The sequence below is a fragment of the Streptomyces sp. NBC_01723 genome (assembly GCF_036246005.1).
In the GTDB taxonomy this organism is placed as follows: domain Bacteria; phylum Actinomycetota; class Actinomycetes; order Streptomycetales; family Streptomycetaceae; genus Streptomyces.
The window spans coordinates 1,846,039-1,862,641 of record NZ_CP109171.1 but is presented as its reverse complement, the minus strand read 5'-3'; the positions used below and the strand labels follow the sequence as shown (position 1 = coordinate 1,862,641).

19 protein-coding genes are annotated in these 16,603 nt (G+C 71.7%); 15 read left to right on the top strand and 4 right to left on the bottom strand.

Translation table 11 applies throughout. From position 1 onward, the window contains the following. The 9 genes from sufC to OIE75_RS08860 all read left to right on the top strand — a co-directional run bounded on the left by sufC (window position 1) and on the right by OIE75_RS08860 (window position 6,418). On the top strand, window positions 1–765 hold the full coding sequence (gene sufC / locus OIE75_RS08900) for a Fe-S cluster assembly ATPase SufC (protein ID WP_307011159.1): 765 nt from the start codon (window positions 1–3) through the stop codon (window positions 763–765). Beyond that, the gene (locus OIE75_RS08895; RefSeq protein ID WP_307011157.1) at window positions 762–2,018 is read left to right on the top strand and encodes a cysteine desulfurase; all 1,257 of its coding nucleotides are present in this window, start codon (window positions 762–764) and stop codon (window positions 2,016–2,018) included. Before sufC ends, OIE75_RS08895 begins: the two co-directional genes overlap by 4 nt. 17 nt (window positions 2,019–2,035) lie before the next feature. Then, complete coding sequence (gene sufU / locus OIE75_RS08890) at window positions 2,036–2,506, top strand: Fe-S cluster assembly sulfur transfer protein SufU (RefSeq protein ID WP_307011155.1); 471 nt, start codon at window positions 2,036–2,038, stop codon at window positions 2,504–2,506. Continuing rightward, on the top strand, window positions 2,503–2,835 hold the full coding sequence (locus OIE75_RS08885; protein WP_125493824.1) for a metal-sulfur cluster assembly factor: 333 nt from the start codon (window positions 2,503–2,505) through the stop codon (window positions 2,833–2,835). Before sufU ends, OIE75_RS08885 begins: the two co-directional genes overlap by 4 nt. An 84-nt stretch (window positions 2,836–2,919) precedes the next feature. Further along, window positions 2,920–3,240, top strand: coding sequence for a DMT family transporter (locus tag OIE75_RS08880; protein ID WP_125493823.1), 321 nt, complete (start codon window positions 2,920–2,922; stop codon window positions 3,238–3,240). Beyond that, the gene (locus tag OIE75_RS08875; protein ID WP_307011152.1) at window positions 3,240–3,794 is read left to right on the top strand and encodes a TetR/AcrR family transcriptional regulator; all 555 of its coding nucleotides are present in this window, start codon (window positions 3,240–3,242) and stop codon (window positions 3,792–3,794) included. The genes OIE75_RS08880 and OIE75_RS08875 overlap by 1 nt, the downstream gene beginning before the upstream one ends. Window positions 3,795–3,859: 65 nt before the next feature. Further along, window positions 3,860–4,849 carry a 2,3,4,5-tetrahydropyridine-2,6-dicarboxylate N-succinyltransferase gene (dapD, locus tag OIE75_RS08870; protein ID WP_329470251.1) on the top strand — a complete coding sequence of 330 codons (990 nt, stop codon included), beginning with the start codon at window positions 3,860–3,862 and terminating at the stop codon, window positions 4,847–4,849. A 142-nt stretch (window positions 4,850–4,991) separates the two neighbouring features. Further along, on the top strand, window positions 4,992–6,050 hold the full coding sequence (locus OIE75_RS08865) for a GTP pyrophosphokinase (protein WP_307011149.1): 1,059 nt from the start codon (window positions 4,992–4,994) through the stop codon (window positions 6,048–6,050). 137 nt (window positions 6,051–6,187) lie between these two features. Beyond that, entirely contained in the window at window positions 6,188–6,418 is a 231-nt protein-coding gene (locus tag OIE75_RS08860; protein WP_307011148.1) for a hypothetical protein, read from the top strand. Here OIE75_RS08860 and dapA read toward each other — a convergent pair. Beyond that, window positions 6,403–7,329, bottom strand: a complete 927-nt coding sequence (gene dapA, locus OIE75_RS08855; protein WP_329470250.1) for a 4-hydroxy-tetrahydrodipicolinate synthase — start codon at window positions 7,327–7,329, stop codon at window positions 6,403–6,405. The two genes, OIE75_RS08860 and dapA, sit on opposite strands and share 16 nt — an antisense overlap. A 169-nt stretch (window positions 7,330–7,498) precedes the next feature. Between dapA and OIE75_RS08850 the strand changes: the two genes are divergently transcribed. The 3 genes from OIE75_RS08850 to OIE75_RS08840 all read left to right on the top strand — a co-directional run bounded on the left by OIE75_RS08850 (window position 7,499) and on the right by OIE75_RS08840 (window position 9,219). Beyond that, window positions 7,499–7,918 carry a phage holin family protein gene (locus OIE75_RS08850; protein ID WP_234953415.1) on the top strand — a complete coding sequence of 140 codons (420 nt, stop codon included), beginning with the start codon at window positions 7,499–7,501 and terminating at the stop codon, window positions 7,916–7,918. After that, window positions 7,915–8,340, top strand: a complete 426-nt coding sequence (locus OIE75_RS08845) for a DUF3618 domain-containing protein (RefSeq protein ID WP_122614841.1) — start codon at window positions 7,915–7,917, stop codon at window positions 8,338–8,340. The genes OIE75_RS08850 and OIE75_RS08845 overlap by 4 nt, the downstream gene beginning before the upstream one ends. Window positions 8,341–8,514: 174 nt before the next feature. Next, the gene (locus OIE75_RS08840) at window positions 8,515–9,219 is read left to right on the top strand and encodes an antibiotic biosynthesis monooxygenase family protein (protein WP_329470247.1); all 705 of its coding nucleotides are present in this window, start codon (window positions 8,515–8,517) and stop codon (window positions 9,217–9,219) included. Window positions 9,220–9,241: 22 nt separating this feature from the next. Here OIE75_RS08840 and OIE75_RS08835 read toward each other — a convergent pair whose 3' ends face one another. Further along, a complete protein-coding gene (locus OIE75_RS08835) occupies window positions 9,242–11,083 on the bottom strand; it encodes an endonuclease/exonuclease/phosphatase family protein (RefSeq protein ID WP_329470246.1) in 1,842 nt (613 codons plus the stop codon). A 290-nt stretch (window positions 11,084–11,373) separates the two neighbouring features. Here OIE75_RS08835 and OIE75_RS08830 point away from each other — a divergent pair, with 290 nt between their 5' ends. From OIE75_RS08830 to OIE75_RS08820, 3 genes are all read left to right on the top strand, one after another. Next, complete coding sequence (locus OIE75_RS08830) at window positions 11,374–12,801, top strand: hypothetical protein (protein ID WP_307011139.1); 1,428 nt, start codon at window positions 11,374–11,376, stop codon at window positions 12,799–12,801. A gap of 151 nt (window positions 12,802–12,952) precedes the next feature. Beyond that, window positions 12,953–14,413 (top strand): alkaline phosphatase PhoX, encoded by a 1,461-nt coding sequence (locus OIE75_RS08825; RefSeq protein ID WP_329470245.1) that lies wholly within the window; start codon window positions 12,953–12,955, stop codon window positions 14,411–14,413. Between the two features lie 83 nt (window positions 14,414–14,496). Next, window positions 14,497–15,051 (top strand): TetR/AcrR family transcriptional regulator, encoded by a 555-nt coding sequence (locus tag OIE75_RS08820; RefSeq protein WP_307011137.1) that lies wholly within the window; start codon window positions 14,497–14,499, stop codon window positions 15,049–15,051. 32 nt (window positions 15,052–15,083) lie between these two features. Here OIE75_RS08820 and OIE75_RS08815 read toward each other — a convergent pair whose 3' ends face one another. Further along, window positions 15,084–16,283: a TerD family protein gene (locus OIE75_RS08815; RefSeq protein WP_329473951.1), complete on the bottom strand. Its 1,200-nt coding sequence runs from the start codon at window positions 16,281–16,283 to the stop codon at window positions 15,084–15,086. A gap of 64 nt (window positions 16,284–16,347) precedes the next feature. After that, window positions 16,348–16,569, bottom strand: a complete 222-nt coding sequence (locus tag OIE75_RS08810) for a hypothetical protein (RefSeq protein ID WP_307011135.1) — start codon at window positions 16,567–16,569, stop codon at window positions 16,348–16,350. Between the last annotated feature and the right edge of the window lie 34 nt (window positions 16,570–16,603).

The following is a 16,603-nucleotide window of genomic DNA, read 5'->3' as shown; positions in this document are numbered from 1 at the left end:
ATGGCAACGCTTGAAATCCGAGACCTGCACGTCACCGTCGAGGCCGACAACGCCACGAAGGAGATCCTCAAGGGCGTCGACCTGACCGTGAAGCAGGGCGAGACGCACGCCATCATGGGCCCGAACGGCTCCGGCAAGTCGACCCTCGCCTACTCCCTCGCGGGTCACCCCAAGTACACGATCACCAGCGGCACCGTCCTGCTCGACGGCGAGGACGTCCTGGAGATGTCCGTCGACGAGCGCGCCCGCGCCGGCCTCTTCCTCGCCATGCAGTACCCGGTCGAGGTCCCCGGCGTCTCGGTCTCCAACTTCCTGCGCACCTCCGCCACCGCCGTCCGCGGCGAGGCCCCCAAGCTGCGCACCTGGGTGAAGGAGGTCAAGGAGGCCATGCAGAACCTCAACATGGACCCCGCCTTCGCCGAGCGCAACGTCAACGAGGGCTTCTCCGGCGGTGAGAAGAAGCGCCACGAGATCCTCCAGCTGGAGTTGCTCAAGCCGAAGATCGCGATCCTCGACGAGACCGACTCCGGCCTCGACGTCGACGCCCTGCGCGTCGTCTCCGAGGGCGTCAACCGCGTCCGCGAGACCGGTGAGGTCGGCACGCTGCTGATCACCCACTACACGCGCATCCTGCGCTACATCAAGCCCGACCACGTCCACGTCTTCGCCAACGGCCGGATCGCCGAGTCCGGCGGCCCCGAGCTGGCCGACAAGCTGGAGGCCGAGGGCTACGAGGCATACACGAAGGGTGGCGCATCCGAGTGACACAGCTGCCGGGCCTCCTCGACACCGAGGCGATCCGCAAGGACTTCCCCATCCTGGACCGCCAGGTCCACGACGGACAGAAGCTCGTGTACCTGGACAACGCGGCGACCAGCCAGAAGCCGCGGCAGGTGCTGGACGCGCTCAGCGAGTACTACGAGCGCTACAACGCCAACGTCCACCGCGGCGTGCACGTCCTCGCCGAGGAGGCCACGGCGCTGTACGAGGGCGCGCGCGACAAGGTCGCGGAGTTCATCAACGCGCCCTCGCGGGACGAGGTGATCTTCACCAAGAACGCCTCCGAGTCCCTGAACCTCGTCGCCAACATGCTGGGCTGGGCCGACGACCCGTACCGCGTGGACCACGAGACCGAGATCGTCATCACGGAGATGGAGCACCACTCCAACATCGTGCCGTGGCAGCTGCTCGCGCAGCGCACCGGCGCGAAGCTCCGCTGGTTCGGCCTGACCGACGACGGCCGCCTCGACCTGTCCAACATCGACGAGGTCATCACCGAGAAGACGAAGATCGTCTCCTTCGTGCTGGTCTCCAACATCCTGGGCACCCAGAACCCGGTCGAGGCGATCGTGCGCCGCGCCCAGGAGGTCGGCGCGCTCGTGTGCGTCGACGCCTCCCAGGCCGCGCCGCACATGCCGCTGGACGTACAGGCCCTCCAGGCCGACTTCGTGGCCTTCACCGGCCACAAGATGTGCGGCCCGACCGGCATCGGCGTCCTGTGGGGCCGCCAGGAGCTGCTGGAGGACCTCCCGCCGTTCCTCGGCGGCGGTGAGATGATCGAGACCGTCTCGATGCACTCCTCCACGTACGCCCCGGCGCCGCACAAGTTCGAGGCGGGCACGCCCCCGGTCGCGCAGGCGGTCGGTCTGGGCGCGGCGATCGACTACTTGCGGTCGATCGGCATGGACAAGATCCTCGCGCACGAGCACGCGCTGACCGAGTACGCGGTCAAGCGGTTGCTGGAGGTCCCCGACCTGCGCATCATCGGCCCCACCACGGCCGAGGAGCGCGGCGCGGCGATCAGCTTCACGCTCGGCGACATCCATCCGCACGACGTGGGCCAGGTCCTCGACGAGCAGGGCATCGCGGTCCGGGTCGGCCACCACTGCGCCCGCCCCGTATGCCTGCGCTACGGAATTCCTGCGACCACGCGAGCGTCGTTCTATCTGTACTCCACGCCGGCCGAGATCGACGCACTGGTCGACGGCCTGGAGCACGTACGGAACTTCTTCGGCTGACGGGACGAGCGAAGAGCATGAAGCTGGACTCCATGTACCAGGAAGTCATCCTGGACCACTACAAGCACCCGCACGGGCGGGGCTTGCGGGAGGGCGACGCCGAGGTCCACCACGTCAACCCGACATGCGGCGACGAGATCACCCTCCGTGTGAAGTACGACGGCACGACGATCAGTGACGTCAGCTACGAGGGCCAGGGCTGCTCGATCAGCCAGGCGAGCGCCTCCGTGCTGAACGACCTGCTGGTCGGCAAGGACCTCGCCCAGGCGCAGCGGATCCAGGAGACCTTCCTGGAGCTGATGCAGTCCAAGGGCAGGATCGAGCCCGACGACGAGATGGAGGAGGTCCTGGAGGACGCGGTCGCGTTCGCCGGGGTCTCGAAGTACCCGGCCCGGGTCAAGTGCGCCCTGCTGAGCTGGATGGCCTGGAAGGACGCGACGGCCCAGGCGCTGGACGGCGCCGACGCCGAGAAGGAGACGACGGCATGACTGAGACCGTGGAAATGAAGCCTGCCTCCGAGGAGGAGGTCCGCGAGGCCCTGCTGGACGTGGTGGACCCCGAGCTGGGCATCGACGTCGTCAACCTGGGCCTGATCTACGGCGTCCACATCGACGACGCGAACATCGCGACCATCGACATGACCCTGACGTCGGCGGCCTGCCCGCTGACGGACGTGATCGAGGACCAGGCCAAGTCCGCCACGGACGGCCTCGTCAACGAGCTGCGCATCAACTGGGTCTGGATGCCGCCGTGGGGCCCGGACAAGATCACGGACGACGGCCGCGAGCAGCTGCGGGCGCTCGGGTTCAACGTCTGATCGCACCGCTTCCCAGAACGGCGACGCCCATCGGGCGTCGCCGTTCTCGTGTCATCGGGTCCTCTGTTATGTACGCTCGTACACATGGGATATCTGCTCCTGGCCGGAGCCATCGCCGCCGAGGTCGCCGGAACCACCGCCATGAAGTACAGCGAGGGCTTCAGCAGGCTGGTCCCCTCGCTGCTGACGGCGCTCGGGTACGTGCTCTCCTTCGCGCTGCTCGCGCAGACCCTGAAGGTGCTGTCCGTCGGCACCGCCTACGCCATCTGGGCGGGCGTGGGCACGGCCGCGATCGCCACGATCGGGGTGGCGTTCATGGGGGAGGGGATGACGCTCACCAAGGCCGCCGGGATCGCGCTGATCATCATCGGGGTCGTCGTCCTCAACCTGGGCGGCGCGCACTGATGTCCCGCCGCTACGACCCCGAGCGACGCCAGCGCCTCATCGACGCGGCGATCCGGGTGGTCGGCCGCAAGGGCATCGCCGGTCTCAGCCACCGCACGGCCGCCGCCGAGGCGGACGTACCGCTGGGGTCGACGACGTACCACTTCGCGACCCTGGACGAGCTGCTGGTCGCCGCCCTGCGCCAGGCCAACGAGGGCTTCGCCAAGGTCGTGGCCGCGCACCCGGGCCTGTCCGACCCCGACGCCGACCTGCCCGGCGAACTGGCCCGCGTGCTCGGCGAGTGGCTGGCCGGCGACCGCACGGGCGTGGAGCTGGAGTACGAGCTGTACCTGGCCGCGCTGCGCCGCCCAGCCCTGCGTCCGGTGGCGGCGGAGTGGGCCGAGGGCGTCGCCGACCTGCTCTCCCACCGCACGGACCCGCTCACGGCGCGGGCGCTGGTCGCGCTGATGGACGGCGTCTGCCTCCAGGTGCTGCTGACGGACGCGCCGTACGACGAGGAGTACACGCGGGAGGTACTGGCTCGGGTGATCCCACCGACCCCACCGGACCGGTGACCGCGGGGCGAGACGGCCGCGGGGTCGGCTCGCATCGGTGGGCGGCGGCCGGTTAGGTTGCCCTCATGACCGACACGACTGCTCCCCGCACCACCGGCGCCGTGGCCGCCGGGCTTGCCACCATCGCCGCCGACGGCACCGTCCTCGACACCTGGTTCCCGGCTCCCGAACTGTCCGCCGAGCCGGGCCCGTCCGGTACCCAGCGCCTCACGGCCGAACAGGCCGCCGACCTTCTCGGCGCCGGCGCGGCCGCCGCGGTCGGTCCGGACGCCCGCCGCGGTGTCGAGGTGGTCGCGGTCCGTACGGTCATCTCCTCGCTGGACGAGAAGCCGGTCGACACGCACGACGTCTACCTGCGCCTGCACCTGCTCTCCCACCGCCTGGTCAAGCCGCACGGCCAGAGCCTGGACGGCATCTTCGCCCACCTCGCCAACGTCGCCTGGACCTCGCTGGGCCCGGTCGCCGTCGACGACGTCGAGAAGGTCCGCCTCAACGCCCGCGCCGAGGGCCTGCACCTTCAGGTGACCTCGATCGACAAGTTCCCGCGCATGACGGACTACGTCGCCCCCAAGGGCGTGCGCATCGCCGACGCCGACCGGGTCCGCCTCGGCGCGCACCTCTCCGATGGCACGACCGTGATGCACGAGGGCTTCGTCAACTTCAACGCGGGCACGCTGGGCACCTCGATGGTCGAGGGCCGCATCTCCGCCGGCGTCGTCGTCGGCGACGGCTCCGACATCGGCGGCGGCGCCTCCACCATGGGCACGCTCTCCGGCGGCGGCAACGTGCGCATCGTCATCGGCGAGCGCTGCCTGGTCGGCGCCGAGGCGGGCGTGGGCATCGCGCTCGGCGACGAGTGCGTGGTCGAGGCCGGCCTCTACGTCACCGCCGGCACCCGCGTGACCATGCCCGACGGCCAGATCGTCAAGGCCCGCGAACTCTCCGGCGCCTCCAACATCCTCTTCCGCCGCAACTCGGTCACGGGCACGGTCGAGGCCCGCCCGAACAACGCGGTGTGGGGCGGCCTGAACGAGATCCTCCACAGCCACAACTGACCCGACCCGGTCACCGGGCAGCGCCCCCGCGGACGGTCTCCGGGCCGTTCGGGAGGGCGCTCTCGTGGTTCTGGGGGAAGCGTCGTCCGGGGCCGGGGCCCTCTGGGAGGATGTGACGTCCAGTCACATGGGGGAGGGGTGCGTGAAGGAGGAGACGGGGTCCGGGACGGATTGGACCGCCGCCTACTCGGCGGTGCGGAACACGTACGAGCGGTACTGCCAGAAGCTCCAGGATCTGCTCGCGCTGGTGCTGGAGACGTACGGCATCGAGTACGTGCAGATGGAGGGCAGGGCCAAGGACGTCGCGAGTTTCACGGAGAAGATCCAGCGGAAGGGCGGGAAGTACGGCGATCCGCTGGCCGAGGTGACGGATCTGGCGGGGATCCGCATCATCGCGTACTACGTGGAGGACGTGGAAAGGATCGCGAGCATCATCCGGCAGGAGTTCTCCGTGCTGGAGGAGCACAGCGGTGACAAGCAGGCGGAGCTGGCGGACAACGAGTTCGGGTACGCGTCGTTCCACCTGGTTCTGGAGCTGCCGGAGAAGCGGAGTTCACTTCTCGAGTGGCAGGAGTTCGCCGGCCGCAAGGCGGAGATCCAGGTGCGGACGGCGCTCCAGCACGCGTGGGCCGCGGTCAACCACAAGCTGGACTACAAGAAGTCCCAGGACAGCCCCAGGGAGTTGCGGCGGCGCCTGTTCCGGCTCAGTGCCCTCTTCGAGCTGGCAGACGAGGAGTTCTCGAAGATCAGGCTCGAGGGGCAGCGGATCTCCGCCGACTACGTCCGCGAGGTGCGCAGCGGCACCTACGACCTGGAGGTCAACGTCGACTCCGTGACGGCGTGGATCCGCGAGGATCCCCTGGTGGCGCGGGTGCGGCAGGTCGCCCATCGGATCGGCTGGCCGCTGCTCGGCGACTCCGACCCCGTACCGCCCGTGGACCGCAGAGACCTGGTGCACTTCCTGAACACGCAGGACATGACCCGCATCGGTGACCTGCGGGACGCCCTGGACCAGGGCGAAACCCTGATCGAGCCCGTCCTGAGACGGTTCATCGACGACGAGGAGGAACCGCACCCCACCTCCATGGAGGACCTGATGACGCAGTTCCTCCTCGTGTACAAGAAGGCCCCCGTGGAGGTCTGGAACGCCTATTACGAGCCCACGGACGCGTTCTCGGCGGCGCGCGACCTGGTGCCGTAGGGGACGGTCGCACGATCGTGACCCCACGCGCCCCCGCACGTTCGGATGACGGCCCGTGACCTTGCGGCGGACTTGGCGGATGAACGGGTGGACGCAGAGTCCGATCAGACGCCGATCCGACGAGACGAGGGCCTGGTATGACGAACGAGCGGGCGAGGACCATGGCGCGCCGGCTGGCCGGGACGGGGGCCGCCGTGCTGATGTGCTGGGTTCCGGCGGGGGCCGCGCACGCCGACGAGACGACGACCGGTTCGCACAACGGCCCCCGGGTCGGGCTCCTCAACGTCAACGTGGGGCAGATCGACGACCCCGCCGAGGACGTACTGGAGCACACCCTGCTGTTCGGCGACGGCTACGCCTGGAACTGAGCCGTCTCGGACGTCAGTCCCCGGTATGCCGCCAGCAGTGCGTCGGTCGTCTCCCGGTCCGCGGCCCGCAGGGGTGCGCGGACCGGGCCGGACGGCAGGCCCAGTGCGCCGAGCAGCGCCTTCGCGGTGACCGTGCCGGGCAGGCCCGCCGCCATCATCGGCTCGATCAGGGTGAGCGCCCGCCGCTGGAGGCGTGCGGCCTCTCCGGTGTCCCCCGCGTCGAAGGCGTCGAGGAGGGCGCGGAACAGCCCCGGGACGACGTTCGCGACGGTGCTGACGTATCCGGCGGCGCCGAGCGCGTACAGGGCGAGGATCTGTTCGTCGCAGCCCGCGTAGTACGCCAGGCCGGTGCGGGACAGGACCTTCTGGGTGCCCAGCAGGTCGTAGGAGCAGTCCTTGACGGCGACGACGCGCGGGTGGTCGGCGAGGCGGACGAGGGTGTCGGGCTCGATGCGGGTGCCGGTGCGGCCGGGGATGTCGTACAGGGCGAGGGGGAGTCCGCTGGCGTCCGCGATCTCCCTGAAGTGCGCCTCCAGGGCGTCCTGCGGGGGGCGGCTGTAGTACGGCGCGACCACCAGCAGTCCGTCCGCGCCGGCCTTCTCCGCGGCCAGGGCCAGCTCGACGGTGTGCCGCGTGTCCGCCGTGCCCACCCCGGCGACCAGTGCCGCACGGTTCCCGACCGCCTCCCGCACCGCCGTCACCAGCGCCGACTTCTCGGCGTCCGTGGTGGTCGGCGACTCGCCCGTGGTGCCGGACAGCACCAGGCCGTCGCAGCCCGCCGCCACCAGCCGGTCGGCGAGCCGCTGGGCGCCGTCGAGGTCCAGCGCCCCGGAGTCGGTGAAGGGCGTGATCATCGCGCACAGGGCACGGCCGAAGGGGGGAGGAGCGGGGCGGTCGTCGTCTGTCGTCATGAGGGTAGTGTCGGCGGCCCCACACTGTAGCTCCACTTAATTCTTCTACGAGATATGTGTAAGGAGTGCTGTAGGGATGGGGTGCGGCCCGGCCGGGGACCAGGGCAGGGGTAGTGCCCGGCGGCGCGGGGTACCCGGGGTGCTTCCAACCGAGAGGAGGAGGTACACCGTGACCGGAACCATGCACACCAGGCCGGTGCACGACGAGCACCACTCCGTGGGCGAACTCGTCGGTCAGGCCACTGAGCAGCTCTCCCGGCTCGTGCGCCAGGAAGTGTCCCTCGCCAAGCTGGAGCTGGCGGAGAAGGGCAAGCGCGCGGGGCGCGGCGGCGGCATGCTCGGTGCCGCGGGCGCCGTCGCGTACGTCGGTCTGTTCGCCCTCGCCGGTACGGCCACCGCCGCGCTCTCGCTGGTGTTGCCCGTGTGGGCCGCGGCGCTCATCGTGACGGCGGCGCTCTTCGTGATCGCCGGCATCCTCGCCGCGACCGGTCGCGCCCAGCTCCGTCGAGCCGTACCCCCCAAGCCCGAGGAGGCCCTCGGCAGTGTCAGGGCCGACGTGGACCAGATCAGGGAAAGGGCGCATCGATGACCGACGCGACGAGCGGGGACCGCCCGAGGACCGGTTCCACCGCGCAGCCCACCGGGGCCAAGGGCCCCGACGAACTGCGCAGGCAGATCGAACAGACCCGCAGCCAGCTCGGTGACACCGTGGAGGAACTGGCGGGGAAGGCGGACGTGAAGGGCCGCGCCAAGGCCCGGGCCGCAGACCTGCGGGACAAGGCCGGCGCCATGACCGTGCAACTGCGCAGTTCCGCCTCGCACGCGGGCCACACCGTGCAGGACAAGGCGGGCCGGGCCGGTCACTCCGCCGAGGAGCACGTGCCGGACCGGGCGCGCGGCGCCGTGCGGACGGGGCTGGGGCATCCGCGGGTGCTGCTGGTCGCCGGCGCGGCCGCGTGCGCCCTGGCCACGGCGGGTGTGCTGCGCCACCGCCACCAGGGGCACCGCTGAACCACGGCACCCACATGCGCACGCGAGCGACGAGGGACACCGCCCACGGAGTGTCCCTCGTCGCTCGCGTCGTACCGGCCGTCGTAGCGCTACCGGGCGGCACTTGACCTCAACCAAGGTCGAGGTCACAGGGTGGTGCGTGCACCCGACGACCACCGAGCAGTGGAGGCCGGCATGACCCGCCGTACCGACGCACACCCCGTACTCGACCGTCCCGAGGTCCAGGCGCCCTTCTTCAGCACCTGGCGGGTGGGCACCCCCGAACGGCAGCGCCTCACCGTCGACGCCGTCGCCCGCACCTGGGAGCGCCGACCGTGGCCCGCCGGCGGCCTGCTCGGCTACCACGTCTACACCGGCCACGACGGCGGCACGCTGCTCCACCACTCGCAGTGGGCGAGCGAGCAGGCCTACGAGGCCTTCGTGAAGACCCACCGCCAGGAGCGCGTCGACGAGATCGACACCGCCGTGCCGGGCATCGAGCGGCTCGGCCTCGGCCGGTACCGGCGCTACCGCAGCGGCACCCGCGAGAGCGGGACCGCGCCCGTCCCGGGGTGCGTCGTGATCGTCGACGTCGAGTTCGAGAGTCCCGACCCCGGCCGCCAGCGCGCCTGGGTCGACGCCGTCTTCGAGGCACTGGAGAGCGAACCGGAGCAGCACCCCGGCGGTATCTCCGCCCACTTCCACCTCAGCACCGACGGCACCCGCGTCCTGAACTACGCGGAGTGGGAGAGCGCCCAGGCCCACATGGACGCCCTCGACGCACCCGGCGAGGGGATCGGCTCGGCGACGGCCGCGTGGCGGCGGGTCCAGAACTGGCCGGGCCTGAAGAGCAGTACGGTCGCCCGCTACGACCACGCCCTCGGCCTCGCACCCCGCTGAGCCCGCCCCACCACGGCTCAGGTCACGGTCGGAACCGCAGCACTTGCGGGTCGTGGTCGCTGACCTGGTCGTGGAACTCGGCGTTCACGTGCACGCTGTCGTACGACAGCCGCCCTGCCCACCGGATCGACGGGCTGACCAGGATCTGGTCGAGGACCTGGCTGTTGCCCTGGTAGACGTACGAGTAACGCTCGCTCCTCGGCAGCGACTTGACCGCCGACCACAGGGCGCCGCCGTCCTCCAGGATGCGCGCGGTCTTCGAGAACTCGAAGTCGTTGATGTCGCCCAGCGCGACGACGTCGGCGTTTTGCTGCGCGGCGAGGATGTCCTTGACGAAGGTGTTCACGGCCTTCGCCTGGAGGTGGCGCTGGGTCTCCGAGGAGCGCGACGGCGGCTGGTACTGCGCCGTCAGGCCCTGGTCGCCGCCCTTGGAGTTGAAGTGGTTGGCGATGACGAAGACGGTGCGGCCGCGGAAGACGAACTCGCCGGCCAGCGGCTTGCGGCTGTTCTCCCAGGCCGGGTTCGCCGGATCGACACGACCCGGGGAGTACGTCAGCTCGGCCTCGCCGCGCACCCTGCGCACGCCCGTCGCGGTGGTCGCGTCGCCGCCCGCGCGGTCCGTGAACGAGACCCGCTCGGGGTTGAACAGGAAGGCCTGGCGGATGTTGCCACCGGGCTCGCCGCCGTCCGCCTTGTCGGCCGGGTCGATGCCCCGCCACTCGTAGCGCGGGCCGCCGGCCGCGGCGATCGCGTCGATCAGCCTGCCGACCGTCGCGTCGGCGGCCACCGTGCCGTCGTCCGTGGCGCCGTTGTTGTCCTGGATCTCCTCCAGGGACACGATGTCGGGCGACTGCAGGTTGTGCACGATCGCGTCGGCGTGCGCGGCGAAGGTGTCGTCCGACGGGTCGAGGTTCTCGACGTTGTACGTCGCCACCGCCAGTTCCCGGCCGCTCTGCGGGCGGGTCGACTCCCGCTCGGTGCCCCCGCTCTCCAGGGCGCCGATCTCGCTCGCCACCAGCGTGTAGCCGCCGTACTGGTTGTAGTCGAGCGGCCCCGCGGTGGTGCCGGCGAGGGTGTCGCCCACGTTGGCGTCGGGGAAGTCGGCCGGCTTGCCGAGCGACTGGATCTGGAGCCGGCCGGTGTTCTGGGCGTCGTAGGAGCCGTAGACGGCGCCGCCGCGGTGGTTCCGGTTCTCCCGGGGCTTCACCGTGACCCACAGCTCGGTGTACGGGTCGGAGGCGCCGACCACCCGGGCGTCGGCGACCCGGACGGTCATGCCCTCCAGCGACTCGTAGCGGTCCAGGGCGTACCGGTCGGGGCGCAGCCGCAGGCCGTTGACGGACCCGTCCGCCGCCGGGTCGCCCTCGGGGGCGTACGCGCGCGGCACGGAGCGGGCGGAGAGGGTCGTCGCCGCGGGGAGCGCGTTGCCGCCGGAGACGACGGTGACCGTCGGACGGGTGATCTCCGTCAGCGACTGGTTGCCCGAGGACGTGCCGCCCGGGACGTACTCGGAGACCGTGCCCGAGACGGTGACCGCGTCACCGACGGTGACCGCCGGGGCCGCGTTCGTGAAGACGAAGACGCCCTCGCTGGTGGCCGGGTCGGCGTCGGGCCGCGGATCCTGGATCCAGAACCCCTTGGAGGAGCCGTAGCCGCGGACGGCGGTGACGATTCCGGCCACGTCCGTGACCTGCCGGCCCGCGTACGGCGACAGACGGGTGGTGCCCTGGATGTCGTGGACCCGCACCGGGCCTTCGGACGCGGAGCCGGCCCGCGCGGGCGAGGTGAGGACGACGGTGGACGCCGCCGAGCACACTGCGGCGACGGTGAGCGCGGCGAGGCGCGTGGAGGACTTGCTGGCCAACGGGATCCCTCCGGGGACGTGACGTGGCGCCGGGACGAGGGTGGACGGCGGAGGGCCACAGGGCGCACGGACCCGCGTCACACACGTGTCCCCCCGCTCTCCCCTCGCTTTCTACGCGCGTCAATCTCGTGCCTGGCCACGCGAGTTGTCAAGGTTTCGGCCATGTACGCCGTCCGACGGGGAGATGAACCGGGCGGCATGGGTGGAAACCCGTCTAGGCTGGGCCGTCGAGCCGTACGGCATCCGGATTCGGCCGTACGGCGGCCAAGGCGCGCGAGGAGAAACAGCCGATGTCAGACAGCTCCACCCTGCCGCCCGCACGGCTGCGCACCGAAGCGGAGCTGGCCCGCGAGGCACTGTCCACGCCGGTCCTCGCCCGGGCCGCGCGGCTGGCCCGCTGGGCCGGGGCGGACACCCGCGTCGACGCCGGGGGCGGACTCGTCGAGGAACAGCTGCCGGCCGCCGCCGAGCAGCTCGGACTGACCGGCGACGACGCCGCGGCGTACGCGAGCGAGGCATGGCGGATCGCCGTCGACACCGGGCTCGTCGAGATCACCGACGAGGAGGCGGGCACCGTCGCCGCGGGCGAGGACCTCGCCCTGCTGACCGGCGGCTCGCCGCAGGACGTGCTCGGGCTGTGGGTCACCGCCCTGGAGGCCGTCCTCGCCGACGCGAGCGTCCCCGACCTCGACGACCTGGTCGACGCCATGGCCGAGGGCGGCGAGGTCGACCTGTCCTCCCTCGACTGGGACCCGGAGGCGGAGGCCGAGTTCCTCGACGGCGTGCTCGGCAACCTCTACCTGCTCACCGTCGGCGAGGACGGCCCCGGCGAGGCCCCGGTGCCGCTGCCCGCGCTGGCCGCCTCCGTGATCGTGCCCAGCGACATGGGCGAGCCCAGCAACGAGGTCCTGGAGCAGGTGTCGGACGCGATGATGCGCCTGGACGACCAGTTCCGGCTGCTGGAACCGGTCGGGCTCGTCGAGTACCAGCCGGTCGACGAGGCCCTGATGGCCGACGCCGACGAGGAACCCGCGGCACCCGTCGACGAGACCGACGTCGCCCGCTACGGCATGGTGCGGCTCACCCCGCTCGGACTGTACGGACTGCGCGCCCGGCTGCTGGACGCCGGCTTCGACGCACCCGCCGTCGGTGACCTGGCCGACAAGGGCGCCGACGCGCTCCTCGACGGCACCGCGCCCTTCCCGCCGGCCGCCGCACACGCCGAGACCGAGCTGTGGCTGGCCGGGCGGAGCCCGCTCGACGCCGCCCGCGAACTGCTCGCCGCGGCCCGCGGTTCCGACCCCGGCGCACCGCTGCGCCGGCTCCGCTGCCAGCAGGCACTCTCGCTCGTCGGCAAGGAGGCCGAACCCGCGCTGCGCGAGGTCCTCGACGACGCCGAACTGGGCGGCCTCGCCCGGGTGTGGCTCACCGAGCACGGTGCGCGGGACGTGCCGGCGCCGCCGCAGGAGATGGTCTTCTGGCTGACCATCGACACCCTCGCCGCACAGCTCGCGGCCGAGGGCAACTCCGAGGAACTGCGGGCCCTGGTGGAGGGCCTGGCCCGGCAGCACAGCGGGTTCTTCGACACGGCCTGGCGGGTCGAGCACCCCGCCACACCGGACGTCCTGGAGGCGATGGGGCGGCTGCACCCCGACAAGAAGATCGCCAAGGAGGCCCGCAAGGCGGCGTTCAAGGCGCGGTCGCAGCAGGGCGGCTGAGCGGCACGGCGCGGGTGTGCGGGGAGAGGTCTCCGCCAGTTCAACTCCCGTTCAGTGACGGGCGGGATCCCTGTTCAGTCACGGGCGGAACCGTGACGCCGGACCGAGGTCCGCCACCCTCCACGGCACGCCCACCGTCACAGGAGACACCATGTCGCTCACCCGCAGGGACTTCACCAGTCGATCCGCGCTCACCGGCGCCGGAGTGGCACTGGCGGGCAGCGTCGGCGCCCTCGCCACCGCCCCGAACGCCCTCGCGTTCACGGAGGCCGAGAGCGCGCCCGACGAGCACGGCAGCGGGCACGACCACCACCACGGCGGCGTCGGCTACGGGCCGCTGATCCCCGACCCCGACGGCATCCTCGCGCTGCCCGCCGGCTTCCGCTACGAGATCATCACCTACTCCGGGCGGACCCGGCTGGAGACCGGCGAGTACACCCCGTCCAACCACGACGGCACGGCCGCCTTCGACGGCCCGCGCGGCACCACGCTCCTCGTCAACAACCACGAACTCGGCGGCCACCGCGACGACTGGCCGCACCCCGTCCCGCTCACCGAGGGCCTCGTCTACGACCCGGCCGCCGCCGGCGGCTGCACCGTCGTCGAGGTCCGGCGCGGCGGACACGTCGCCGAATGGGTCGGCATCGCGGGCACCGCCACCAACTGCGCCGGCGGCAGCACCCCGTGGGGCACCTGGCTGACCGGCGAGGAGACCGAGGACAGGGCCGGCGAGGAGGGGATGACCAAGGACCACGGCTACGTCTTCGAGGTCGACCCCGAGGACCGGCGCGCCAACCGGAACCCCAAGCCGGTCAAGGCGTTCGGCCGCTACGCCCACGAGGCCGTCGTCATCGACCCCAGGCGCGGCCACGCCTACCTCACCGAGGACGCCTCCGGCCCCAACGGCCTGCTCTACCGCTGGACCCCGCCGGAGCACTTCCGGCACGGCCGGGGGCGGCTGCGCGGCCTCGCCGACGACGCCGGGGTCCTCCAGGCCTTCAAGTGCTTCGACTCCGGCGGCAAGTTCGTCGACGACCTCTCCCGGGCGACCAGGACCGGCACGGTCTACGGCGTCGACTGGGTCGACGTCCCCGACCGCGACGCGCGGACCACGTCGGTGCGCAAGCAGTTCGCCGCCGGGGAGGTCACCCGCGCCCGCAAGCTGGAGGGCATGTGGTGGGCGGACGGCGGCACGTACGTCGTCTCCTCCTACGCCCGTGACGAGAGCCCGGGCCGCCCGCACGACGGGCAGGTCTGGTTCTACGACCCCAAGCGCCGCACCCTGACGCTGAAGGTCCTCCTCGGCGTCAACACCGACCCGTCCGCCGACGGCGCCTTCGACGGCCCCGACAACATCACCGTCTCCCCGTACGGCGGCCTGGTCATCGCCGAGGACGGCGAGGGCGTCCAGCACCTCTTCGGCGCGACCGACAGCGGACGCACCTACCCCATCGCCCGCAACGAACTGAACATCGGCGACGAGGACGACCCGTCGTACAGCGAGTTCACCGGCGTCACCTTCTCCCCCGACGGCCGCACCCTGTACGCCAACATCCAGACGCCCGGCATCATGCTGGCGATCACGGGGCCCTGGAAGCGTCAGCGGAAGTAGGACGGACGGACGGAACCACTCCATGGGTAGGCTGGCCGCAGGAGGCACCCCGCAGGGGGCACCACCGGCCAGGGAGTAAAGGGATGGCGCAGGTCAGGCCCATGCGGGCGGATGCCCGGCGGAATCGTGAGCGGTTGCTCGCGGTGGCGGCGGAGGCGTTCGCCGAGCGTGGTGAGGGTGCCTCCCTGGACGACATCGCCCGGCGTGCGGGGGTGGGGGTCGGGACCCTGTACCGGCACTTCCCGACGCGGCAGGCGTTGCTGGAGGCCGCCTATCTCGACCGGATCGAGGCGATCGCGGCGCGGGCGGACCCGATCGCCGCCGAGCGCGCGCCGGGCGAGGCGTTGCCGGCGTGGCTGACCGAACTCGGCGTCGGGATGATCCAGGTCCGCGGGATGAAGGCGTTGCTCGGCACGGCCGTGGACACGGCGTGCGGTGAGTGCGTGCGGGGCGCGGCGGACCGGCTGGTGCGCGCGGCGCAGGAGGCGGGGACGCTGCGCCGGGACGTCGAGCCGGTCGAGGTGCTGCGGCTGGTGCACGGCGTGGTGACGGCGGCCGAGGCCGCGGGTGGGGAGGACGGCGGCACGGCCGTCCGGCGGTATCTGTCGCTGCTCATGGAGGGGCTGACACGGCGGTAGGGGGCGCCCCGCGGACGGGCGCCCCCGTGCCGCTACAGCGCCTGGCCGGCCGGCTTCACCATGCCCCGCACCGTGCGGGACTTGACGAAGTCGCCCATGGCGGTCATCTCCCACTCGCCGGAGTACTGGCGGATCAGCTTCGCCATCATCACGCCGGTCTGCGGTTCGGCGCTGGTGAGGTCGAAGCGGACCAGCTCCTCGCCGCTCGCGGCGTCGATGAGGCGGCAGTAGGCCTTGGCGACCTCCGTGAACTTCTGGCCGGAGAAGGAGTTCACCGTGAAGACCAGGCCGCTGACCTCCTGCGGGAGCCGGCCGAGGTCGACGACGATCACCTCGTCGTCGCCGCCGCCCTCACCGGTCAGGTTGTCGCCGGAGTGCTTGATCGCGCCGTTCACGATGGAGAGCTTGCCGAAGTAGCAGCTGTCGATGTGGTTGCGCTGCGGGCCGTAGGCGATGACGGACGCGTCCAGGTCGATGTCCTTGCCGCGGTACGCCGGCTCCCAGCCGAGACCCATCTTGACCTGCGAGAGCACCGGCCGGCCGCCCTTGACGAGGGACACGGTCTGGTTCTTCTGGAGGCTGACCCGGCCCTTGTCCAGGTTGATCTTCCCGGCGCCCGGGGCGGGGGTGGGCGGGGCCGGCGGTGCCGCGGGCGGAGCGGCGGGCATCGTGGGCGCGGCGGCGGGCGGGGGCGGCGGGGTGGCCGCTTGGGGCTGGGCCGGGGGAGCGGCCGGGGCGGGCTCCTCCACCGTGACGCCGAAGTCGGTGGCGATGCCGGCCAGGCCGTTGGCGTAGCCCTGGCCGACCGCGCGGGCCTTCCAGGCGCCGTTGCGCAGGTAGACCTCCACGATGACCAGCGCGGTCTCGGCGGCGAGTTGCGGGGGCGTGAAGGTGGCGAGGACGGACTGGTCGTCCGCGTTGCGGATGGTGGCGGTCGGTTCGATGCCCTGGAAGGTCTGGCCCGCGGCGTCCGGGCTCGCGGTGACGACGATCTTCTCGATGCCCGGCGGGACGGCGGCGGTGTCGACCACGATCGCGTCCGGGGCGGTGCCGCCGCCGGAGCGGTAGGTCACGCCCTGGCCGGTGGGCTGGTTGTAGAAGATGAAGTCGTCGTCGGAGCGCACCTTGCCGTCGGCGGTGAGCAGCAGGCCCGATACGTCGAGCCGCACGGGAGCGGCGACGTCCACCGTCACGCGGGCGGCGGAGAGGGGGATGTTCGAGCCGGGGGTCATAGCTGTCATGCCGGGTGAACGAGCGAGCGCGTTTTACCGTTCCCTTACCCGGCGGCCAATCGGGTCAGCGGCGGTTGCGGGGGTGGTCGCGGGCCGTGCGTTCGTTGCCGCGCTTGTAGTTTCCCGTCCAGCGGGCCATGACCAACTGGGGATCGCCCGCGGTGACCTCTTGGAGGAAGCGGGCGGCGCGGGGGCCGCCCAGGGTGCTGGCGGGCTTGTCGTGGTGGGTGATGTGGACGGTGCCGGCCGCTGTGGCGGTGTAGGCGAAGCCGTGGGGTCTGGGCATGGGGGGACTGTACGGGGGCGGGGCGGCGCGGCCC

What these genes read in the sequence shown, in the direction of transcription:
- dapD (WP_329470251.1), top strand. Translation starts at nt 3,860, where the DNA reads ATGACCGACACGACTGCTCCCCGCACCACCGGCGCCGTGGCCGCCGGG.
- OIE75_RS08840 (WP_329470247.1), top strand. Translation starts at nt 8,515, where the DNA reads ATGACCCGCCGTACCGACGCACACCCCGTACTCGACCGTCCCGAGGTC.
- OIE75_RS08830 (WP_307011139.1), top strand. Translation starts at nt 11,374, where the DNA reads ATGTCAGACAGCTCCACCCTGCCGCCCGCACGGCTGCGCACCGAAGCG.
- OIE75_RS08880 (WP_125493823.1), top strand. Translation starts at nt 2,920, where the DNA reads ATGGGATATCTGCTCCTGGCCGGAGCCATCGCCGCCGAGGTCGCCGGA.
- OIE75_RS08820 (WP_307011137.1), top strand. Translation starts at nt 14,497, where the DNA reads ATGGCGCAGGTCAGGCCCATGCGGGCGGATGCCCGGCGGAATCGTGAG.
- OIE75_RS08825 (WP_329470245.1), top strand. Translation starts at nt 12,953, where the DNA reads ATGTCGCTCACCCGCAGGGACTTCACCAGTCGATCCGCGCTCACCGGC.
- OIE75_RS08860 (WP_307011148.1), top strand. Translation starts at nt 6,188, where the DNA reads ATGACGAACGAGCGGGCGAGGACCATGGCGCGCCGGCTGGCCGGGACG.
- sufU (WP_307011155.1), top strand. Translation starts at nt 2,036, where the DNA reads ATGAAGCTGGACTCCATGTACCAGGAAGTCATCCTGGACCACTACAAG.
- OIE75_RS08815 (WP_329473951.1), bottom strand. Translation starts at nt 16,283, where the DNA reads ATGACCCCCGGCTCGAACATCCCCCTCTCCGCCGCCCGCGTGACGGTG.
- OIE75_RS08845 (WP_122614841.1), top strand. Translation starts at nt 7,915, where the DNA reads ATGACCGACGCGACGAGCGGGGACCGCCCGAGGACCGGTTCCACCGCG.
- sufC (WP_307011159.1), top strand. Translation starts at nt 1, where the DNA reads ATGGCAACGCTTGAAATCCGAGACCTGCACGTCACCGTCGAGGCCGAC.
- OIE75_RS08875 (WP_307011152.1), top strand. Translation starts at nt 3,240, where the DNA reads ATGTCCCGCCGCTACGACCCCGAGCGACGCCAGCGCCTCATCGACGCG.
- OIE75_RS08885 (WP_125493824.1), top strand. Translation starts at nt 2,503, where the DNA reads ATGACTGAGACCGTGGAAATGAAGCCTGCCTCCGAGGAGGAGGTCCGC.
- dapA (WP_329470250.1), bottom strand. Translation starts at nt 7,329, where the DNA reads ATGACGACAGACGACGACCGCCCCGCTCCTCCCCCCTTCGGCCGTGCC.
- OIE75_RS08810 (WP_307011135.1), bottom strand. Translation starts at nt 16,569, where the DNA reads ATGCCCAGACCCCACGGCTTCGCCTACACCGCCACAGCGGCCGGCACC.